The organism is Halococcus saccharolyticus DSM 5350, assembly GCF_000336915.1.
Lineage (GTDB): Archaea > Halobacteriota > Halobacteria > Halobacteriales > Halococcaceae > Halococcus > Halococcus saccharolyticus.
The window spans coordinates 137,778-156,654 of sequence record NZ_AOMD01000018.1; the positions used below are offsets into that span (position 1 = coordinate 137,778).

The 18,877-nt window shown below is 64.3% G+C and carries 18 protein-coding genes; 12 read left to right on the forward strand and 6 right to left on the reverse strand.

All coding sequences use genetic code 11. The features are described from left to right. Window positions 1-19: 19 nt before the first annotated feature. A complete protein-coding gene (locus C449_RS07140) occupies window positions 20-823 on the reverse strand; it encodes a helix-turn-helix transcriptional regulator (RefSeq protein ID WP_006077310.1) in 804 nt (267 codons plus the stop codon). Window positions 824-1,169: 346 nt separating this feature from the next. Between C449_RS07140 and C449_RS07145 the strand changes: the two genes are divergently transcribed. The 4 genes from C449_RS07145 (at window position 1,170) to C449_RS07160 (ending at window position 4,557) form a co-directional block, all read left to right on the forward strand. Then, window positions 1,170-1,607, forward strand: a complete 438-nt coding sequence (locus tag C449_RS07145) for a DUF4870 domain-containing protein (protein WP_006077311.1) — start codon at window positions 1,170-1,172, stop codon at window positions 1,605-1,607. Window positions 1,608-1,624: 17 nt separating this feature from the next. Beyond that, entirely contained in the window at window positions 1,625-2,245 is a 621-nt protein-coding gene (locus tag C449_RS07150) for a hypothetical protein (protein ID WP_006077312.1), read from the forward strand. Between the two features lie 113 nt (window positions 2,246-2,358). Further along, complete coding sequence (locus tag C449_RS07155) at window positions 2,359-3,234, forward strand: hypothetical protein (RefSeq protein WP_006077313.1); 876 nt, start codon at window positions 2,359-2,361, stop codon at window positions 3,232-3,234. A gap of 147 nt (window positions 3,235-3,381) precedes the next feature. Then, a complete protein-coding gene (locus C449_RS07160) occupies window positions 3,382-4,557 on the forward strand; it encodes a CaiB/BaiF CoA transferase family protein (protein WP_006077314.1) in 1,176 nt (391 codons plus the stop codon). On the opposite strand, the gene C449_RS07165 is transcribed toward C449_RS07160, so the two are convergent. Beyond that, window positions 4,558-5,766 carry an alpha-hydroxy-acid oxidizing protein gene (locus C449_RS07165; protein ID WP_006077315.1) on the reverse strand — a complete coding sequence of 403 codons (1,209 nt, stop codon included), beginning with the start codon at window positions 5,764-5,766 and terminating at the stop codon, window positions 4,558-4,560. A gap of 33 nt (window positions 5,767-5,799) precedes the next feature. Beyond that, window positions 5,800-6,522: an HAD family hydrolase gene (locus C449_RS07170; RefSeq protein WP_006077316.1), complete on the reverse strand. Its 723-nt coding sequence runs from the start codon at window positions 6,520-6,522 to the stop codon at window positions 5,800-5,802. Between the two features lie 414 nt (window positions 6,523-6,936). Here C449_RS07170 and C449_RS07175 point away from each other — a divergent pair, with 414 nt between their 5' ends. From C449_RS07175 to C449_RS07185, 3 genes are all read left to right on the forward strand, one after another. Beyond that, window positions 6,937-7,716 carry an SDR family NAD(P)-dependent oxidoreductase gene (locus C449_RS07175; protein WP_006077317.1) on the forward strand — a complete coding sequence of 260 codons (780 nt, stop codon included), beginning with the start codon at window positions 6,937-6,939 and terminating at the stop codon, window positions 7,714-7,716. Further along, a complete protein-coding gene (locus tag C449_RS07180; protein ID WP_006077318.1) occupies window positions 7,713-8,723 on the forward strand; it encodes a TIGR04024 family LLM class F420-dependent oxidoreductase in 1,011 nt (336 codons plus the stop codon). Before C449_RS07175 ends, C449_RS07180 begins: the two co-directional genes overlap by 4 nt. 377 nt (window positions 8,724-9,100) lie before the next feature. Beyond that, window positions 9,101-10,747: a BCCT family transporter gene (locus tag C449_RS07185; RefSeq protein WP_006077319.1), complete on the forward strand. Its 1,647-nt coding sequence runs from the start codon at window positions 9,101-9,103 to the stop codon at window positions 10,745-10,747. 27 nt (window positions 10,748-10,774) lie between these two features. Here the strand turns inward: C449_RS07185 and msrA are convergent, their stop codons facing one another. Continuing rightward, window positions 10,775-11,314: a peptide-methionine (S)-S-oxide reductase MsrA gene (gene msrA / locus C449_RS07190; protein ID WP_006077320.1), complete on the reverse strand. Its 540-nt coding sequence runs from the start codon at window positions 11,312-11,314 to the stop codon at window positions 10,775-10,777. 120 nt (window positions 11,315-11,434) lie between these two features. On the opposite strand from msrA, the gene C449_RS17795 reads away from it, so the two are divergent. From C449_RS17795 to C449_RS07200, 3 genes are all read left to right on the forward strand, one after another. Next, window positions 11,435-12,334 (forward strand): hypothetical protein, encoded by a 900-nt coding sequence (locus tag C449_RS17795; protein ID WP_152415674.1) that lies wholly within the window; start codon window positions 11,435-11,437, stop codon window positions 12,332-12,334. A gap of 101 nt (window positions 12,335-12,435) precedes the next feature. Then, on the forward strand, window positions 12,436-14,127 hold the full coding sequence (locus C449_RS07195) for a thiamine pyrophosphate-binding protein (protein ID WP_193790584.1): 1,692 nt from the start codon (window positions 12,436-12,438) through the stop codon (window positions 14,125-14,127). Window positions 14,128-14,172: 45 nt separating this feature from the next. Beyond that, window positions 14,173-15,207: a DUF7537 family lipoprotein gene (locus C449_RS07200; protein WP_006077322.1), complete on the forward strand. Its 1,035-nt coding sequence runs from the start codon at window positions 14,173-14,175 to the stop codon at window positions 15,205-15,207. A gap of 33 nt (window positions 15,208-15,240) precedes the next feature. Here C449_RS07200 and C449_RS07205 read toward each other — a convergent pair whose 3' ends face one another. Beyond that, window positions 15,241-16,638 (reverse strand): FAD-binding oxidoreductase, encoded by a 1,398-nt coding sequence (locus C449_RS07205; RefSeq protein WP_006077323.1) that lies wholly within the window; start codon window positions 16,636-16,638, stop codon window positions 15,241-15,243. Window positions 16,639-16,739: 101 nt separating this feature from the next. Continuing rightward, window positions 16,740-17,030 carry a helix-turn-helix domain-containing protein gene (locus tag C449_RS07210; RefSeq protein WP_152415675.1) on the reverse strand — a complete coding sequence of 97 codons (291 nt, stop codon included), beginning with the start codon at window positions 17,028-17,030 and terminating at the stop codon, window positions 16,740-16,742. On the opposite strand from C449_RS07210, the gene C449_RS18630 reads away from it, so the two are divergent. Both C449_RS18630 and C449_RS07220 read left to right on the forward strand, forming a co-directional pair. Beyond that, a complete protein-coding gene (locus C449_RS18630) occupies window positions 16,993-17,502 on the forward strand; it encodes a hypothetical protein (protein WP_338035213.1) in 510 nt (169 codons plus the stop codon). The genes C449_RS07210 and C449_RS18630 overlap by 38 nt on opposite strands. Before the next feature lie 57 nt (window positions 17,503-17,559). Further along, entirely contained in the window at window positions 17,560-18,852 is a 1,293-nt protein-coding gene (locus C449_RS07220; RefSeq protein ID WP_006077326.1) for an AI-2E family transporter, read from the forward strand. Window positions 18,853-18,877 lie beyond the last annotated feature (25 nt).

Genomic DNA, 18,877 nt, shown 5'->3' on the forward strand with positions numbered 1-18,877 from the left:
CCGGATACTACCGACGCGTTCAGTCGTTCGTTTCTGCCTCGGCAGGCAGCAGCTCCGAGAGCTCGGAATGCTCGGAGAGGAGCGTCGACTCGTCGCGGTAGTCCGCGTACACGTCCTCGGCCCACTCGCGGGCAGCCGGGGAGGCGGTGTCGATGTACGTCTTCAGGAGTCCGGTTTCGTCGTCGTAGAGTCCGATCCCGATCCGGTCGTCACACAGCGTGAGTCCGAACGGGAGATCGTCGTGGACTCGTAGCGTGAGATTACCGCTCTCGAAGGCCTCGCGGGCGCGATCCGGGTTCGATCTGAGGAGCGATTCGACGACGCCGGGGAGGAAGATCGCGTCGGTCTCCATTCCATCGACGATGCGTGCGTGAAGCCCGTCGAGATGGAGCGGGTTGATCGCGGTCGGATCGACCCCGCGAAGCCGCTCGGAATCTTCGACTAGCGACATGAACCGACGCACTCCTCTGTACGGATCACCCGGCTCGGCGGTTGTCACGGTCGCGTTGCCGAACGCCTCGCGGACGAACGTCGGATCAGCGTCCGAAACGATCTCGAACACGGGTTCGACCCGCTGTGCCGTCTCGACAGTCTCTCGAAATTCGGCGACGCTCTCGGCGATGACCGCTCCCATCGGCGTCAGCGATAGCTCTCCTGCCGATCGTTCGACGAGTCCCTGGTCCTCGAACGTTCGTGTGAATCGGTGAGCCGTCGGCCGGGATACCCCCAGACGTTCCTGGAGCTCCCGTCGGTCCAGCGCCCCGTCGCGCAGTACCGCAAGCGCCGACGCCCGTCTGGCGAGTTCGACCAACTCATCGGACATCGGTTATCGTGGCATATGCAGCCACAACACTTAAATTTCTACCAAAGATCCCGAAACGGACCTGTTCAGCGAGGATGTTCGGTTCGCTGTCGCGACGGAGCACCGATGGAAACGAGATCCCGTTCGTCTCCGTGAGGACGATCGATGACAACAGTCCGTCGGCAACCACTCCTGCAGTAACTGATCGCCGTTCAGACGATGAACCGTGTTCGGGCCGTGAACAGTGCTCGTTGAGTGATTATAACCGGTTTCCTCCCCTCGATCAACAGTGTCGTCGTGTGATGAAGTGCCACGCGGGGCGATTCCGCCCGGACAGAACCGACCATACCGAAAACGGAGACGACTCATGGCAAGCAACACCCAAGACATCGACACCGAAAGCGAAACCGCGATCACAACCGGGGAAACCGAATCAGGACTCGACGAGAACGTGGCCGGGGCGCTGTCGTATCTGTTCGGTCTCGTCTCGGGACTGATCTTTTACTTGATCGAGCAGGACAACCCCTTCGTTCGCTTCCACGCAGCCCAGAGCATGGTACTCTCTGGACTGTTGTTCGTGGTGTACGTCGCGTTGAGCATCGTCGGAACGGTCGTTTCGAGCGTTCTGTTCACGAGCACGAGCACCTTCTTCGTCGGGAGCATCATTTCGCTGGTGATCGGGTTGATCTGGCTGGTACTCACGCTCGGCACGTTCGCGCTCTGGGTCTACCTGATGGTTCGCGCCTATCAGGGCAAGACCCAACGGGTGCCGATCGCGGCGGGCATCGCGGACAACCTCGTCTGAGACCGATGTGACCGCGCATGACGAACGACTCCGATCGCTCACACGGTCACGCGCTGCCGACAGACGGTTCGAACGAACCACAGCAACCGGTCGGAACCATCCGGAACCCATCCGAGCAGATCCGGTGGCGCGTCGGGACTGACGGCGGACTCACTGACAACGGCGGCACGAACGACATGCCGGAGATGGCCACGTACACTGACGCGGAGCTCGGGTACAGCGTCGAGTACCCCGCCGGTTGGTCGGCAGACCCCGACCCGGACGGGGGAGTGACCTTCACGGACCCCAACTCGACAGCAGCGGGCGCGGTCGTGTTCGTCGACGAAAGCGTCGAAAGCAGCCCGTCGGCGTACGCCGCCCGCTTCCGGGAGACGCTCGCCACGGACGAACACGTCCACGCCCTCGAACGTCTCGATCGACGGACGGTGTGGCTCCCCAGCGGCCACCGTGGGCGGGTCGTCGAGTATGCGTACGTCGGCGACGTTCCCGACGACCGCTGGCGGCTGACGTACCTCTTCGTCGTCGCCGGGACGACCGGATACACTGTCGGCGTCGACTGGGCCGCCGACACCAGGTTCGAGGCGGTCGCGCGGACCATCGTCGAATCGTTCAGACTCATCACGAACAGCGCGGAGTGACTACGACGATACCGAAACTATGACACAGAAACCATGACGCAGAACCGATCCACAGACACGAGCGGAACGAACCGGCGGACGAATCGAGACGATCCGGAAATGGAGGCGCAACGATGACGACACGGACCGTGCTTGCGATTGCGATGTGTGCGACCGTCGTTCTCGCGGGCTGTGCCGGTCTCGGTGGTGGTGGCGATAATGGGACCACAGCATCCGGAGCGGCCACGACCGAGGCGACAGCGATCGCCGAAGCGGACACCACGGCAGCCGGTGGCGAGGAAACGACGACAGCCGAGGACACAGCCACCACCGCAGCCGAAGATGAAGGGACAACCACGGCTGCAGCCGCTACGGCGACGACTGCTGGAACGATGATGGGCGACGACACCACGATGGCGACGACGACCGCGATGCCAACCGCCGGTGAAAGCCCCACAATCACCACCGGCGACGTGGCCGGGAGCGAGGCCTTTCGCTTCCTCGCGTTCGAACAGCCGGGAACGTACACTTACGAGGTGACGACGGGCGGATCAGATGGTCAGGAGCAAAGCGGCGAGTACGTGATCGATGTCGTGCAAGCATCCGATGACCAGTACGAGGTGCAGGTATCGTTCTCGATGGGTGAGATGTCGAACCAGCAAACGTTCACCGGCACTCGCCAAGCGGTCCAACAGCAGATGCTGAGCAGCCAGGCCGGTGCCTTCCTTGCGCCACTCACGACGATGACAGGGTTCTACGGTGGTCGTCCGCTTCAGGTCGGCCAGAGCTGGTCGTCCTCGTCCCAGCAGGGAACGGTGGGCTTCGAGGTCACGGGCGAGGACTCCTACGCCGGCGTCGACTGTTTCGTCTCGCAGGCCAGTTTGAACGGCACCACCGTTCACGAAGCGTGCGTCTCGCCCGATAGGGGGCTGGCTCCCTACACCGTCTACTACGACGAGAGTGGCACCCTCACCTTCGAGATGGAGCTCACCAGCTACGAAGCCGGGTGAAGACAGCGGGAGCGACTATCCACTCGCTTTCCACCGACTTGCCGACGGAATCGGGAGTGACCAACCCGCTCGTGGTCGACGCCGACAATCGCCCGATCACCCCGAACCACGGCGAAGCGTTATCCTCACGCCGGGAGACGCACCGACATGCGACTCGACGGCGTTCGCGTGCTCGATCTCACGCGCTACCTCCCCGGTCCGTACGCCACCCAGCTCCTCGCCGACGCCGGCGCGGACGTGCTGAAAATCGAGGACACGGACGGCGGTGATCCGGTTCGCGGGATGGCGCTCACCGACGCCGACGGAACCCTCTTCGACGCCGTGAACCACGGCAAACGAAGCGTCGCGCTCAATCTCAAGTCCGATGCGGGCCGCGAGGCGTTCTTCGCGCTCGCCGCCGACGCCGACGTGCTGATCGAGGGGTTCCGCCCCGGCGTGACCGGCCGCCTCGGGATCGACGACGATTCCGTGCGCGAGCACAGCCCCGAGATCGTCTACTGTTCGCTGTCGGGCTACGGCGCGACCGGGCCCCGGCGAGCACGCGCCGGTCACGACCTGAACTACGCCGCGTTCTCGGGTTTGCTCGACATGACGAGGCACGGTCCCGACTCGCGACCGTCGATCCCCGGCGTCCCCGTGGCCGACATGGCTGGCGGCCTCTTCGCGGCGTTTTCGATCGTCGGCGCGCTCTACTCACGCGAACTCGGCAACACCGGTGGCGAGTACATCGACGTCGCCATGACCGACGTGTTGCTCTCGTTCTCACAGGCGATCGCGCCCGACGCGTTCGCGGATCGAACGCCCAGTCCACGGCCCGGCGAGACCGCGCTGACCGGCGCGCTGCCGTGGTACGACGTCTACGAAACCGCCGACGGTGGCTACGTGACTCTCGCGGCGCTCGAACCCGCGTTCTGGCAGGCCTTCTGCGAGACAGTCGACCGGGAGGACCTCGTCGACAGTCACGGAAGCACCGACCCGGCGATCCGCAAAGCGCTGCGCGAGGACCTGTCAGATGTGTTCGCCACCAGGACCCGTGCGGAGTGGGACGAACAGTTCGAGGGTGTCGATGCGACTGTCGAGCCCGTCCGCACCCTCTCGGAAGCGATCGATCACCCACAGACCGCCGCCCGTGACGTGATCGAACGATCCGCAGACGCACCGCCACGGATCGGATTTCCGGTACAGTCGTCCGACCACGCCGACGCCGCCGAACGAGTGCCTGAGCACGGCGAGCACACTGCCGCGGTGCTCCGCGAGGCTGGCTACGACGATACCGACCTCGAACGCCTTCGCGAGACTGGGGCCGCAGGATTCGGCAACTGATCAGGGACCATCCGAACCGGGTCCACGACGGTCGATCAGAACCGACCGATCGAGATCGTCGAAGCTCGTGTGTCCCGAAAGCGCGAGCGTCAGGTCGAGATCCGCGAGGAAATCGTCGAGAACGCTCCCGACGCCCGCCTCGCCGTCGATCGCGAGGCCGTAAGCGTAGGGCCGTCCGAGCAGGACGCTATCGGCCCCGAGCGCGATCGCCTTCACGACGTCTGCGCCGCCCCGGATGCCGCTGTCGAACAGCACGGGAACGTCGACGGCCTCAACTACGCCGGAGAGCGCCGCGAGCGCGCCGATCGCGCCGTCGACCTGGCGGCCGCCGTGGTTCGAGACGATCACGCCGTCCGCACCGCACTCGACCGCACGCTCGGCGTCCTCGGGGTGGAGCACGCCCTTGACGACGAGTGGCAGGTCGGTCTCCTCGCGGAGCGCGGCGAGGTCCTCCCACGTCAGCGACGGATCGCCGAAGATATCGATGAACTCCATCACTGCCGAGCCCTCGTTCTCCTCCGGTGGGACGTCGAGGCGGTCGCGGAAGGCCGGGTCCGAGAAGTAGTTCGCCACGCCCTCGCCGTCGAGGAAGGGGAGGTAGCCTTGCTCGATGTCGCGCTCGCGCCAGCCCAGCAGTGGGGTATCGAGCGTGACCACGATCCCGTCGTAGCCCGCTTTTTCGGCTCGGTCGATGAAGCTGTGAGCGATGTCTGGATCGGCCGACCAGTAGAGCTGGAACCACTTCGGCGTCTCGCCGAGTTCGTCGGCGACCTCCTCCATCGTATAGGACGACGCCGAGCTCAGCACCATCGGCACGTCGCGGTCGGCGGCGGCCCGCGCGACCGCGAGCTCGCCCTCGTCGTGGACGATCGAGAGCACGCCGAGCGGGGCCAGCAGGAGCGGAACTTCCAGCTCTTGATCGAGGAGGTCGACCCGGAGGTCGCGCTCGGCGACGTCTCTGAGCATCCGGGGGACGATCCGCCAGTCGTCGAACGCGCGGCGGTTCTCCGCGACCGTGCTCTCCGTGCCGGCCCCGCCGGCGACGTAGGCCGCGGCCTCCTCGCTCAGCGCTTCCTTGCCTTTGCGTTCGAGGTCGGCGTACCGAACCGGATGGTCGGGCGGGTCGTCGGCGAGCATTCCCGACGCGTAGACGTCGCGCTGGCGGTTTTCACCATAGGGTTCCGACGATTCCGATGGTTCGTCCGTCATCGTCTCCCATGCGCCCGGCCGACGGAAGTAGGTTTACCCGTCTGGCTGCCACTCCTCGGCTTCGACGCCGACGAGAGCGAGCACGTCCCGGGGATCGTCGATCCGGTGGTCCACGACGGGATCGTCGGGCTCGGCGTCGGCCGCGCTCCCGCCGAACGCTGCAGTGTGAATCCCGGCTCGCGACGCGCCCACCATGTCGTTCTCGTAGCGATCGCCGACCATCAGCGTCCGCGCGGGCTCGACATCCGCCTTTTCGAGGGCGGTCGCGAACATCGCCCGATCGGGCTTGGTGTGACCGACCTCTTCCGAGGTCGTCACCGCATCGAGGTGAGCCACGACGTCGAACTGTGCCAGCAGGCGCTCGGCCTCCCAGGTGTCGATGTCGCTGACGATTCCCTGGTGGACCCGTCCGTCGAGGGCGCGGATCGTTTCAACTGTCTCACTCACGGGTTCAAGCTGCTCGCGGGTCGCGCGCTCGAACGCCAGCAGCCAGTCGTCCTCGGCCACCTCGTGATTGACCATCGCCGCGACGGCGCGCTCGTAGCCCGCCCGCGCGCTCCGGAACACGTTGCCGTCACGTTCGCGGAAGTGGGTACCGAGCTCGTCGCGCCAGGTGTCGAGCGCCTGCTCTTCGTCGAGATCGTACTCGTCGGCGAGCGCCCCGACGAACGCGCGGTGGCCCGCTCGAACCGAGCCGAGATCGAGGAGTACGCCGCCGATGTCCCAGAACACCGCATCGTACTGTGATTCGTCCATATCTTGTCTGGAACTGCTTTTTCACGCTCTGCTCAAGTCCTTTGGCAGACTCGTTTGTGATCTTGGCTCCCGAACTGATGACTCAATCATAAAAATCTAGTATCGTCGACTCATCTGAGACGAATCACGATACAACTGAGAACCGCAAGCCACGTCCTCCCCAGCCGATTCCCTCACTCGCTGCGCTCGTTCCACTCGCTTTGCTCATCCACCGTCAGAGCTTCGCTCTGACGAGCCTGTGCTCGCTCCGCTCGCACAGACCTCGCACGAGTCGCGCGTCTTCGACGCGCTCCCGCGCGCCACCGCCGAGAAAAACGAAATCTCGACCAACATAACACGGCCCGCGCCGGGATTTATTATCGTCCCGCCCGATTTGCCCGACGCGATGACAACAACCACACCGAGGTGGATGCAGTGACGACCGACCAGTTCAGCGTCGACGGCGACACCGCGATCGTCACGGGTGCGTCGAGCGGGATCGGACGGACGATCGCCGAGCGGTTCGCCGCCGACGGCGCGGACGTCGTGATCTGCTCGCGCGAGCAGGACAACGTCGATCCGGTCGCCGAGGGGATCAACGACGCCGACGGGGGCCGCGCGGTCGCGGTCGAGTGCGACGTGCGCGACCGCGAGTCGGTCGAGGCGCTGGTCGACGCCACAGTCGGGGAGTTCGACGGGCTCGACACGCTGGTGAGCAACGCGGGCGCGAGCTTCATGGCGAACTTCGAGGAGATCTCCGAGAACGGCTGGAAGACCATCGTGGACATCAATCTCCACGGGACCTACCACTGCGCCCAGGCCGCAGGCGAAGTGATGCGCGAGGACGACGGCGGCACGATCGTCAACTTCGCGAGCGTCGCGGGCCAGCTCGGCGCGCCCTACATGAGCCACTACGCCGCCGCGAAGGCGGGAATCGTCAACCTCACGTCGACGCTCGGATTCGAGTGGGCCGACGACGGCGTTCGGGTCAACTGCATCGCGCCAGGCTTCGTCGCCACGCCAGGCGTCGCCAGCCAGATGGGCGTCACCGCCGACGAGATCGATCGGAACGACGTCGACCGCCGGATCGGCACGAGCGAGGAGATCGCCGATATCACGCAGTTCCTCGCGAGCCCCGCCTCATCGTACATCGTGGGCGAGACGCTCACCGCACGCGGTGTGCCGGACATCATGGAGTCCACCCCCGAGGCATGACCGACGCCGCCGCGGACCGCGAGGTGTTCTTGCCGGTGGCGGCCCAGCCGAGCGTCGACGCGCTCTGTGAGCAAGCCGTCCGGGCCGAGGAACGAGGCTACGACCGCGCGTGGCTCCCCGAAACGTGGGGTCGGGACGCCGTGACAGTACTAACGAGCATCGCCCACCGGACCGACGAGATCGGGATCGGGACCTCGATCGCCCCGATCTACTCGCGTTCGCCCGCGCTGCTCGGCCAGACCGCCGCCACGCTCCAGGAGGTCTCAGGGGGGCGGTTCCGGCTCGGGCTCGGCCCGTCAGGTCCCGCAGTAATCGAGAACTGGCACGGCGTTGACTACGGCAACCCGCTCCGGTGCACGCGCGAGACGGTCGAGATCGTGAAGCAGGTCCTCTCGGGCGAACCCGTCGAGTACGACGGCGAGTACTTCGATCTCTCGGGCTTTCGCCTGCGGTGTGAGCCACCCTCGCCGCCGCCCGCGGTCGATGCGGCCGGGATGGGGCCCAAGGCCGTGGAGCTCGCCGGCCGGTTCGCCGACGGCTGGCACGCGCTGATGGTCACCAGAGAGGGCGTCCGCGATCGCCTGGCGGACCTCGAACGCGGGGCCGACCTCGCCGACCGAGATCCCGACGACGTGCGAACGACACTCTCGCTGACCTGCGCGGCGCTCGACGACCGCGAACGCGCCCGCGAGTCCGTCCGCCAGCACGTCGCCTTCTACGTTGGCGGGATGGGAACGTTCTACCGCGACAGCCTCTCCCGTGTCGGCCACGAGGAAACCGCCAACGAAATCTACGACAACTGGCAGGACGACGACCGCGCGGCGGCGCTCGCGGCTATCGACGACGACCTGCTCGATTCGCTCGCGGTCGCCGGGACGCCCGCGGAAGCCCGCGAGCGCTTCGAGAAATTCGCCACGATCGACGGCGTCGACGCGGTGTCCGTCTCGTTCCCGCGGGACGCGACGAGGGAGGAAATCGACGCGACCATCGAAACGCTCGCTCCCTGACACTCTCCCACGGTCGCATCGACTCGCACCGAGGGCGCATTTTCACGCCGGAACGAACGCCACATTCCGCACCGATCGGGACCGCGGGAACGGGCTGGATCTGTGCACGCCCGTCGGTGTGAATCGCCCACAATCGCCCCAATCGAGGTGTCTCTGTCCTGATTTTTCTTTCCGAGATCGTGGGGTTTACCCGTGCAACTGCGTTCATGCCGAGCACTGTTCGTGAGCGATCATCGACTGACATCGTCGACCGAACGGAATCGGTTGTGGCATCGAATCTATCGGAATCGTTTGCAATCGTGGCGGCGGGACGATCCCGGCCAGCGTTACCGACCGCTCCTTACCGACCGTGCGATGGCACAGTTCCATCTCTAACGATGGGAGTGTGGCACGTACTCGGCCTCGACGAGGCCGATTGGGGCGAAACCGGGCTGTTCTTCGTGACGATCGGGGTGTTGGTGGCGCTCGTAACTGTGGGCCTCGTGAACCCGTCGCTGTTGACCAGCACGCTGAACGGCGCGTACGACTGGGTGTTGCACAACTTCGGGTGGTGGTTCATGCTGCTCGGCGGCGTCATGATCGTCTTCGGCCTGTTCATGACGTTCTCGCGGTACGGCAAGATCCGCATCGGCGGCGAGGACGCCGAACCCGAGTTCGGACTCTACTCGTGGATCGCGATGGTGTTCACCGTGGGCTTTGGCAGCTCTATCGTCGTCTGGGGCGTCGGCGAGCCGGTCCAGATCGTGAACAACCCGCCGCCGCAGCCGTTCCCGGTCGGCGGAGCCGCGCTCAAACCGCTCGCGCTCGCGTTCATGTTTCTCCACGAGTCGTTCCCGGGGATGGCGATGTGGTACATCCCCGTGACGCTCTCCTTCGCCCTGATGATCTACACCCAGTCGGTCTCGGAGTACAAGCTCAGTTCGATGCTCGACGTGGTGTTCGATCGAGAGGAGCACGGCTGGCTCTACTGGCTCGTCGATCTCTCGGCGCTCGTGGCGATGGTCGGCGGCATCGCCACGTCGCTCGGTTTCACCGCCCAACAGCTCGCGACGATCCTCGATACCGTCTATGGGTTGCAGGCGACGACTCTGACCTACGGGCTGTTCGCTCTCATCGGGCTGGTCTTCCTCGGCGATGTCTGGCTCGGCCTCCGCAGCGGGATCCAGAACGCGGCCCGGCTGACGATGGTGTTCATGGCGCTCGCGGCCGCAATGCTCCTGGTCGTCGGCCCGACGCTGTTCACCCTCAACCTCACGCTCGATGCGACGGGAATCTGGCTCAACAACCTCCCGCGGCTGATGTTTTACGCCGCACCGACCAGCGGCGGGAGCTGGCCACAGCAGTGGACGAGCTTCTGGTGGGCGTGGTGGGTCGCGTGGGGGCTGTTCGTCGGGAGCTTCGTCGCCCGCGTCTCGAAGGGTCGCACCATCCGCGAGACGTTCGTCGCACTGGTCGTCGTTCCTTCGGGGCTGGTCTGGGCCCAACACGGTATCATCGGTGGCTGGGTGCTCTCACCGGAGTACTTCGGTCCCGTCAGCGACGCCCTCGCCGCGAACGACATCCCGGCGGCCGTCGCCACCGCCATCAGTATCACGCCGTACGGCAACGTGCTCGGCGTCCTGCTCGTGCTCGTGATGGTGGGGTACATCCTCACGACGCTCGATTCGGCGGTGTTCATGCTGTCGGCGATCACGCTCGGTGACGAGAACCCGAACGCGCGCAACCGGGCGTGGTGGGGCGTGTTGCTCGCCTTCCTCGGCGTCATGACGCTTCGACTCCCGGCGTTCAGCGCGATGCAGTCGTTCTCGCCAGTGATGGCGCTGCCGTTCACGCTGTACTTCCTCGTCTTGGTGTACGGGAGCTACATCACCGCGCGGGACTACTACCGCGAAGAGCTCGCCATGCCCGACGAGGAACCGTTCTTCAGTTTCACCACCCGAACGGAGTCCACGACCGGGGACGAACCGACCGGCGGCGATGGCTATACTACCGACGGCGGCGTGGGAACAGAAAACGACGACTGATCGACGCGCTGACGGCGGCTTCGATCGTCAGGCGATCTTCTCGGTGAACTTCTCGCGGACCTTCTCGATTTTCGGCTGGGCGTGGAACGAACAGTAGGCGTCGTCGGGGTTCTTCTCGTAGTAGTTCTGGTGTTCCTCGCTCGCTTCGTAGAACACCTCCAGTGATTCGATCTCGGTCACGACCGGATCGTCGTACCCGCCCTCGGCGTCGAGCGCGTCGATGTACGTCTCGGCCGTTTCGTGCTGTCCTTCGTCGTGGGTGAAGATCGCCGATCGGTACTGGGTGCCGACGTCCGGGCCCTGCCGATTCAGCTGTGTCGGGTCGTGGACGGTGAAGAACACGTCGAGCAGGTCCTCGTACGCGATACGCTCGGGATCGTACTCCACTTGGACGACCTCGGCGTGACCCGTGTCACCCGAGCAGACCTCCCGATACGTCGGATTTTCGGTGTGGCCGCCCGCGTAGCCCGAGGTCACGTCGAGCACGCCGTCGAGTTCCTCCATCGGGGCCTCGATACACCAGAAACAGCCGCCAGCGAGCGTGGCTCGCTCCGTTTCGTTTGCCATAGTAGTAATTGACTGTGTGTGGGTGAAAAGCTATCGACCCAGAGACTTTCTGTGTCCGAGATTGGATGGATATAGTAGTTTGATAACAATGATTATGTCTCGCCGTTCATTAGTCCGGCTATGGCTTCGAGTTTAGAAGAAGCAAGTGCGGCAGATATTGCTTCACCAGCAAGCCATGAACGATTAGAGAATTATGGCGACAATCTAGACCACTATATTAGCAGCAATTTCACATACATACCAATACCTGCTGATAAAAAGTATTATGATAGAAATGAAGGTTGTTTGAAAACGATTGACTCAGATCAGTATATAAATGGTGAAGATAGTGTGATTGATGTGCTAGAAAAACTCACTTGTCATCCATTCCTCTTGATTGATAATTATCCCACTTCTCTGTTCAGTATTGACCCAACAGGGGCTACGGGTTCATTTACAGAAATATCACACTCCGGAATTGGCAGTAGCAACTTTGAACCAACTGACTTAGATTCGTTTGATGATAGTTCGACATGGCTGACTGCACAAGAACTGGAAGATCAATTCCCAGACCGCGCGGAGGAAGAACTGGAAAAGAGTGCTTATTCTATCATAACTCTGTTCGATATGAACAAGAGACGAACGAAAGAGAAACTGTACCCAGCAATAGCAGAGTTGGCAGATATCCTCTCAGAAAAGATTGAGAGGGAACATGAAGAGGAGAAATCATTATATCCCCAATTGAGAGCATCTACAATCGGTAATTGGCAAAAAGATAAGGAAAGAGGTTTAGATGTACATATAGCGGAATACATGACACTAACCGATATGATCCAGGTGATAACTTCTTCAGATAGCGAGTTTGTAGCGGAATGTGGGTTCAGTTCTAAGAACCAATGTCAAAAACAGTTAGGAAGTGTAAATGAACTGCGCAACAAGATCATGCATGCCAACCGTACCTTAGTGCATAATAGCGAAGATATTGATTCTGTTCTCAATAGGATACAACGGGCATCGACTATTCTGAACAACATATCTTGACTTCCCTACCAGACATGAATTTCAATAATATAGAATCGAATTTTAGTAGATGATCTCTCTGAAATAGGATGAACTATTTCACCGCAGCGCACGATCGAACGATGATGACTGATTATACCGGCGCGGACCTGTTCGTGGATGCGCTCGCCGAGTACGGCGTGACCCATGTCTTCGGCAATCCCGGCACCACCGAACTCCCCGTGGTCCACGCGATCGCCGACAGCGAGATCGAGTACGTCCTCGGACTCCACGAGGACATCGCGGTGGGGATGGCCGGCGGCTACGCCCAGACTCGTCGGTATCACGCCCACCACGACGACTCGATCCTCCCGTTGGGGGTGGCGAACCTCCACACCACGCCCGGACTCGCCCACGGCCTCGGGAACCTCTACGCCGCGAAGATCGCCGGCGCGCCGCTGCTCGTGACCGCCGGCAATCACAGCACGGACTTCCGCCACGAGGAGCCGATCCTCTCCGGTGACCTCCTCCGATTGACTCGCCAGTTCTGCAAGCAGAGTCACGAGGTGCTCGACGTGAGTTCGGTTCCGACGATGGTCCGCCGGGCGATCCGAACCGCTCTCACACCGCCGACCGGTCCCGTCTTTCTGGGACTCCCGCTCGATACGATGCTCGCCGAGACCGACGCCGATCCCGAGCGACTCGGCCCGATTCCCACCGCTGGCGGCGGCGACGTTGCGGCGATCGAGCGCGCGGCCGACCTGCTCGCTGAGGCCGACGCGCCGGTGTTGGTGGTCGGCGATCACATCGCGCGCGCCGGGGCGGACGCGGTCGCGGCCGCGGTCGACCTCGCGGAGGCCGCCGGCACGCGGGTCCACGGCGAGATTCTGTCGTGTGAGGTCGACTTCCCGATGGATCACGACCAGTGGATCTCGCCGATCCCGCCGGACGAGGATCTCGCGCGGACGCTGCTCGACGCTGACACGGTGGTGTTCGCAGGCTGTTCGACCAACACCACGCTGACGCGCCACGAGCGCGCGCTGGTGAGCGACGACACCACCTGCATCCACCTCAGCGACGCCGTCCGTGAGATCGGTAAGAACCAGCCCGCCGACGCCGCGGTGATCGGCGATCCGGGTATCGTACTGGGCGAGATCGCCGCTAGGGTTCGCAACCGGCTCGACCAATCGGAGCGCGAGGAGCGACTCGAAACGGTCGCGTCGGTGAAGGAGATGGTCGAGGCCCAGATGGCGGCGATCGGTGGGGGCGACAACGGCGACGATCCCCGCGCCTCGAAGGCCGAACTCGTCGACGCGCTCCACGAGGCCGCACTGGAGGCGTTCATCGTGGACGAGGGCGTGACCGCGAAGTACGCGATGCTCACGCGGTGGCCGCTCCAGCCCGAGCAGTACATCTCGAACAAGGGTGGCGGTCTCGGCTACGGTCTCCCGGCGTCGGTCGGCGCGGCGTTCGCCGAGAGCCAGCGTGACGACCCACGCGATGTCCTCGGGTTCGTTGGAGACGGGTCGTATCTCTACTACCCACACAGCCTCTACACCGCCGCGCGCCACGATCTCGATCTCACGGTCGTGATCCCCGACAACCGAAACTACCGCATCTTGAAGGACAACACCCTCGACCTCTTTGGCGGCAGCGAGGACGACTACGACTGGGTTGGAATGGAGTTCGAACCACCCGTCGACATCCCGACGAACGCCGAAAGTCACGGCGCACGCGGCGAACTGATCGAATCACCCGACGAGATCGCGCCAACAGTCAGAGCTGCGCTCGATCGCGATGGCCCCGACGTCCTCGACGTCCTGGTTCACGACTGATCCGCGGCGGACGATTTATACACGCGATGTGCTAACGATCGACGGATGGATCGTTCGGCTCGCGTCGCGGCGGTGCTCGTGCTGGCGGTCGTTCTCGCCGGCTGCAACGGCCTCGCGCTCGGCGGCGACGGGACACCCACGCGAACGGTCACGCCCGCGGCCGTTCCGACGGACGAGCCGACACCGACGCCCCGTCCGGAACTCGCGCCGGGGCTCACCGGCGATGGCGTCGTCGATCCGTTCGCGCTCGGAAACGCCCACGCCTCGATCCTCGACGGATCGTCCTATACGCTCCACGAAAACAGCAGTGTAGTGTATCCGAGCGGGATGATATACAGCAACGGAACGGTCGAGGCCTGGCTCACGCCGGACGAGGATCGCTACGCTGTCGTTCGGTCCGGATCGCAAACGAGCGCCTCGTTCCCCGTGATCGAGGAGCGGTTCTGGTCGAACGGCAACCGAACCCTCTCCGTACGGTCGACCACCGACGAAACGACGTACGAGATCATCGACGGCGACGACGGGCCACTCCCGGTTCGACGGGTGATGGACGGCGATCCGACCAACAGCGAACGGATCGCGACGGTGTTCGGCGCGATGGAAACCCGGGTCGTCGGGCAGGCAGTTCGGAACGGGACCCGGCTCTATCGCGTCCGCGGTTCCAATCTGACGAGCGCGTTCGCCCTCGACGACGAGTGGGACGCGCCTGGCAACGTCGCGCTGGTCGCCCTCGTCGATCGTTGGGGACTCGTCCACGAGTACCGCCTGAACTACACTGCGTCGCTCGACGGCGATCCGGTTCGGGTCAGTCGCCGGGTGCGCTACACCGACCTGGGATCGACGACCGTCGAGCGTCCGTCGTGGTACGAGGCGGCCGTCCGGAACGCTACCACGACCACTCCGAACGTCACCACGACACCCTCGAACGGGACGGATGCACCGACTACCACAGCCACGGCCCCCGGTGTATCCATGATCACCGCGGTGCCCGTCACAGCCGACGCCGGTTCCGCGACCTCCTCGAACACGTCGCCGACTCCGACGACGGGATCGTCGGCCACGGAACCGACGGCGACGTAGCTCGTTGAATGAGCCTTGGTCGAGAGAATCGGCCTACAGTCGTTCGTCGTCGGCTGCGGGGAAGATTTTGCCGGGGTTCAGTGTGGCGTTCGGGTCGAGTGTCCGTTTGATCGCCCGCATCGCGTCGACCGTCCCTTCGCCGTGCTCGGCGATCATGTAACTCCGCTTGCCCCGGCCGACGCCGTGTTCGCCGGTCGAGGTCCCGCCCATCTCGATCGCCCGCTCGACCACGGCGTCCGAGATCTCTCGGCCCGCTTCGAGCTCTTCCGGGTCGTTCGGGTCCACGAGCACGTTGTAGTGGACGTTGCCGTCGCCGGCGTGGCCGAAACACGGCACGTCGAGGACGTGTTCCTCGCCGAGTGTTTTCGCGTACCGAACGAGATCGGGGTACTGACTGATCGGGACGGTGACGTCGCCCGGTTTTGCGGGTCGGCGTGGCGGGTCGTAAGCCAACAGCGCGTTCGCGAGGTCGCGCCGAGCGGCCCAGAGCTCGTCCATCTCCGTGCCGGCCGCCATCTCGAAGCGTTCGACGCCGTGTTCGTCGAAGATCTCGCGACAGGCTTCGATCTCGGCGTCGATCCCATGATTGGCGTGGAACTCGAGGAACACCGTGGGTGCGTCGGGGAGATCGGTGCCGGAGTAGGCGTCCGCAATCTTCGTGCTCACCTGGTCGAGGAGCTCGATCGTGGCGACGTCGCATCCCGCCTGCATCGTCGCCGCGATCGCGGTCGCGGCGTCGTCGAGCGTCGCGAACACTGCGCGACCGCCGCGGATCTGCTCCGGCTGGCGTTCGAGTTCGAACGTCGCGCGCGTGACGACTCCGAGCGTGCCCTCGCTCCCCACGAGAACGTCTTTCAGATTGTAGCCACTTGATGTCTTCTTCGCTTTGCTGCCCGTTTCGATCACGGTGCCGTCGGCGAGGACTGCCTCGAGTTCGAGCACCCAGTCGTGGACCTCGCCGTATTTCACCGTCTTCGCACCGCTCGCGTCGGTAGCGATCATCCCGCCGATCGTCGAGATGTCGGCGGACTGCGGTAGTGGCGGCAGGAACAGGCCGTGCTCGGCGACTGCGTCGTTCAGGGTCCCACCGAGCACACCCGGTTCGACGTCGATCTGAAAGTCCTCCGGCCGAACGTCGAGCACGCGATCCATCCGCGTGAGATCCATGCTGACGCCGCCACGGGCGGGGAGTGCGTTGCCCTCGATCCCCGTGCCCGCCGCGTAGGGCGTGACCGGCACGTCTCGGTCGTTCGCAGCCGCGAGGACCGCCGACACGTCAGCCGTGGACTCGGGCCAGCAGACCGCATCGGGCCTAACGCGGTCTTCCTCCGGTGTCCCCCAGTCACCGGCGTGCGAATCGCGGTCGTCGTCGCCGAGCGAAACCTGCTCCTCGTCGAGAGTGTCGGCGAGAAACGTACAGTCGTGTGGCATACGAAGTCATGGTTCGTATGGCGCATAAATCTCCGGTGCCTGATCGTTGGTCACTGGCGTCGATCGCGGCCGTGGGTGGTCGCGCTGGTGTTCGGTCTCGGTTAGTCGGTCGAGTCCTCGTCGCCGAGCGAGCCCCAGCCGAGCCCGTTGCGGACGAAGTTCCGGTGGCCGCGCCGGAGGCGTTCGGACACCGACTGGTCGGAGATATCGAACTCGGCGGCGAGACCTTCCATGTCGATCTCCCGCGGGATCTCGTAGAACCCTTGCAACCGTTGGTCGACGGGTTCCTCGAAGCTATCCCGCCGATCGTCGGCGCTCTCGGAACCGCTAACCGCCTTCATCGGCCAGATCCCGCTGCTTCTCGGCGGCCTCGCCGTCCTCGTCGTCGGCATCTACGTCGCCGACCTCCTCGGCGACCTCGTGGCGAGCGCCGACAGGAGTCGGGCGGCCGACATCGCCGGTCTCGTCGTCCAGCTGTTCGTCTACTACATCGTCATCGTCTTCGCGCTCGACACGGCCGGGTTCGACACGTCCGTGCTCACGACGCTGTTCGCGTCGTTCGTCATGGCTCTGTTCGGCGCGCTCGGGCTCGCAGCGGCCATCGCCATCGGCATCGGTCTCGGCTGGGGCAGCAAGGACTGCGTCGCCGACAACATCGACGGCTGGATGCGCCGGGCGAGACGCGGCGCGTCCGACATCGCAGAGGAAGACGGAAGCGGCCGCCGGAGTCGTGGAAGCGACGACACGCTCGGCGACAGCGATACGTTCGACGACAGCGACTCCTTCGACGACGACAGCGGTCCGGGCGGCCCGAGCGGGACGGGCGGCTCCGGGACGGGTGGTTCCGGACCGAGCGACGACTGATCGTCGTCCTGTATTCACGCACAACGACTTTTTACGCACACCAGCCCTCCCCGAGTCATGGCCAGCCTGTTGGATGGCTACGACCGTTCGCGGATCCCGCTGTGGCTGGCGGCGATCGCCCTCGGGGCCGCGCTCGCGTTCGTCGTCTACCGGTACATCGGCACGTTCGTCCTCGGGCTGTTCGTCTACTATATCACGCGCCCGATCCACCGCCGGATCGCGGATTGGATCCCGACATCGAGTCTCGCTGCGGCGGTTTCGCTGCTGTCGATCACGCTGCCGATCATCCTGCTCGTCGCGTACACGGTCTCGGTGGCCGTCACCGAACTCCAGAGCCTCGCCGGCACCAACGCGGAGCAGCTCGACGCCCTCGTCCAGCCGATCCTTGCGGACGGCGGGCTCGGGATCGACAACCTGCGGGAGCTGGTGACCTCGGCGGTACAGAACCCCGAGCAGTATCTCGGGCCGGGCGGGCTCGAATCCCTCGGTGAGGCGCTCGGCACGACGACGGGATATCTCGGCGCGGCCGGCAACGCGCTTCTCCATCTGTTCATCGTGCTCGCGCTCGCGTTCTACCTCCTCCGCGACGATCACAAGCTCGCGGCGTGGTTCCGGACCGAACTCGCGGGCGAGCGGACGGCGGCGTACGCCTACCTCGATGCGGTCGATCGCAACCTCAAGACGATCTACTTCGGGAACATCCTCAACGCCTTTGCGACCGCGGTCCTCGCCGCGATCTCGTACAACGCTCTCGACGTCGTCAGCCCCCCTGAAATCGGGGTCCCGTCGGCCACCCTGCTGGGACTGCTCACCGGCGTTGGCAGTCTCGTTCCGGTGGTGGGGATGAAGATCGTCTACATCCCTGTGGCGCTCGTCCTCGCCGGACAGGCCGCCCTCATCGACCCGACGCTGCTCTGGTTCCCGCTGGTGTTCGCGGCGGTCTCGCTCGTGATCGTCGACACCATTCCGGACCTCGTCCTCCGGCCGTACGTCTCGGGCCGTTCGCTCCACACTGGCTCGGTGATGATCGCGTACATCGTCGGCCCCCTCCTCTTTGGATGGTACGGCCTGTTTCTCGGGCCGCTCCTCCTCGTGTTGGTCGTCCACTTCGCACGGATCATCCTCCCAGAACTCGTCCGTGGGGAACCGGTGACGACGCGGGCGACCGCGGGCAACCCGCTCGATCCCGACGACGTCATCGACGTCCCGGAGCCCGAACCTGTCGAACCAACGGGCGAGACGGACCCGGAAACCGACGCCGAAGCGGACACCGATCTCGAAGCCGACGTCGACGAGCAGCCACAGCAGTCATCGCAGCCGTCGGACGACGGAACCGTCGAAGACGAGTAAACCACGGCCGGATGGTTTATCCGGG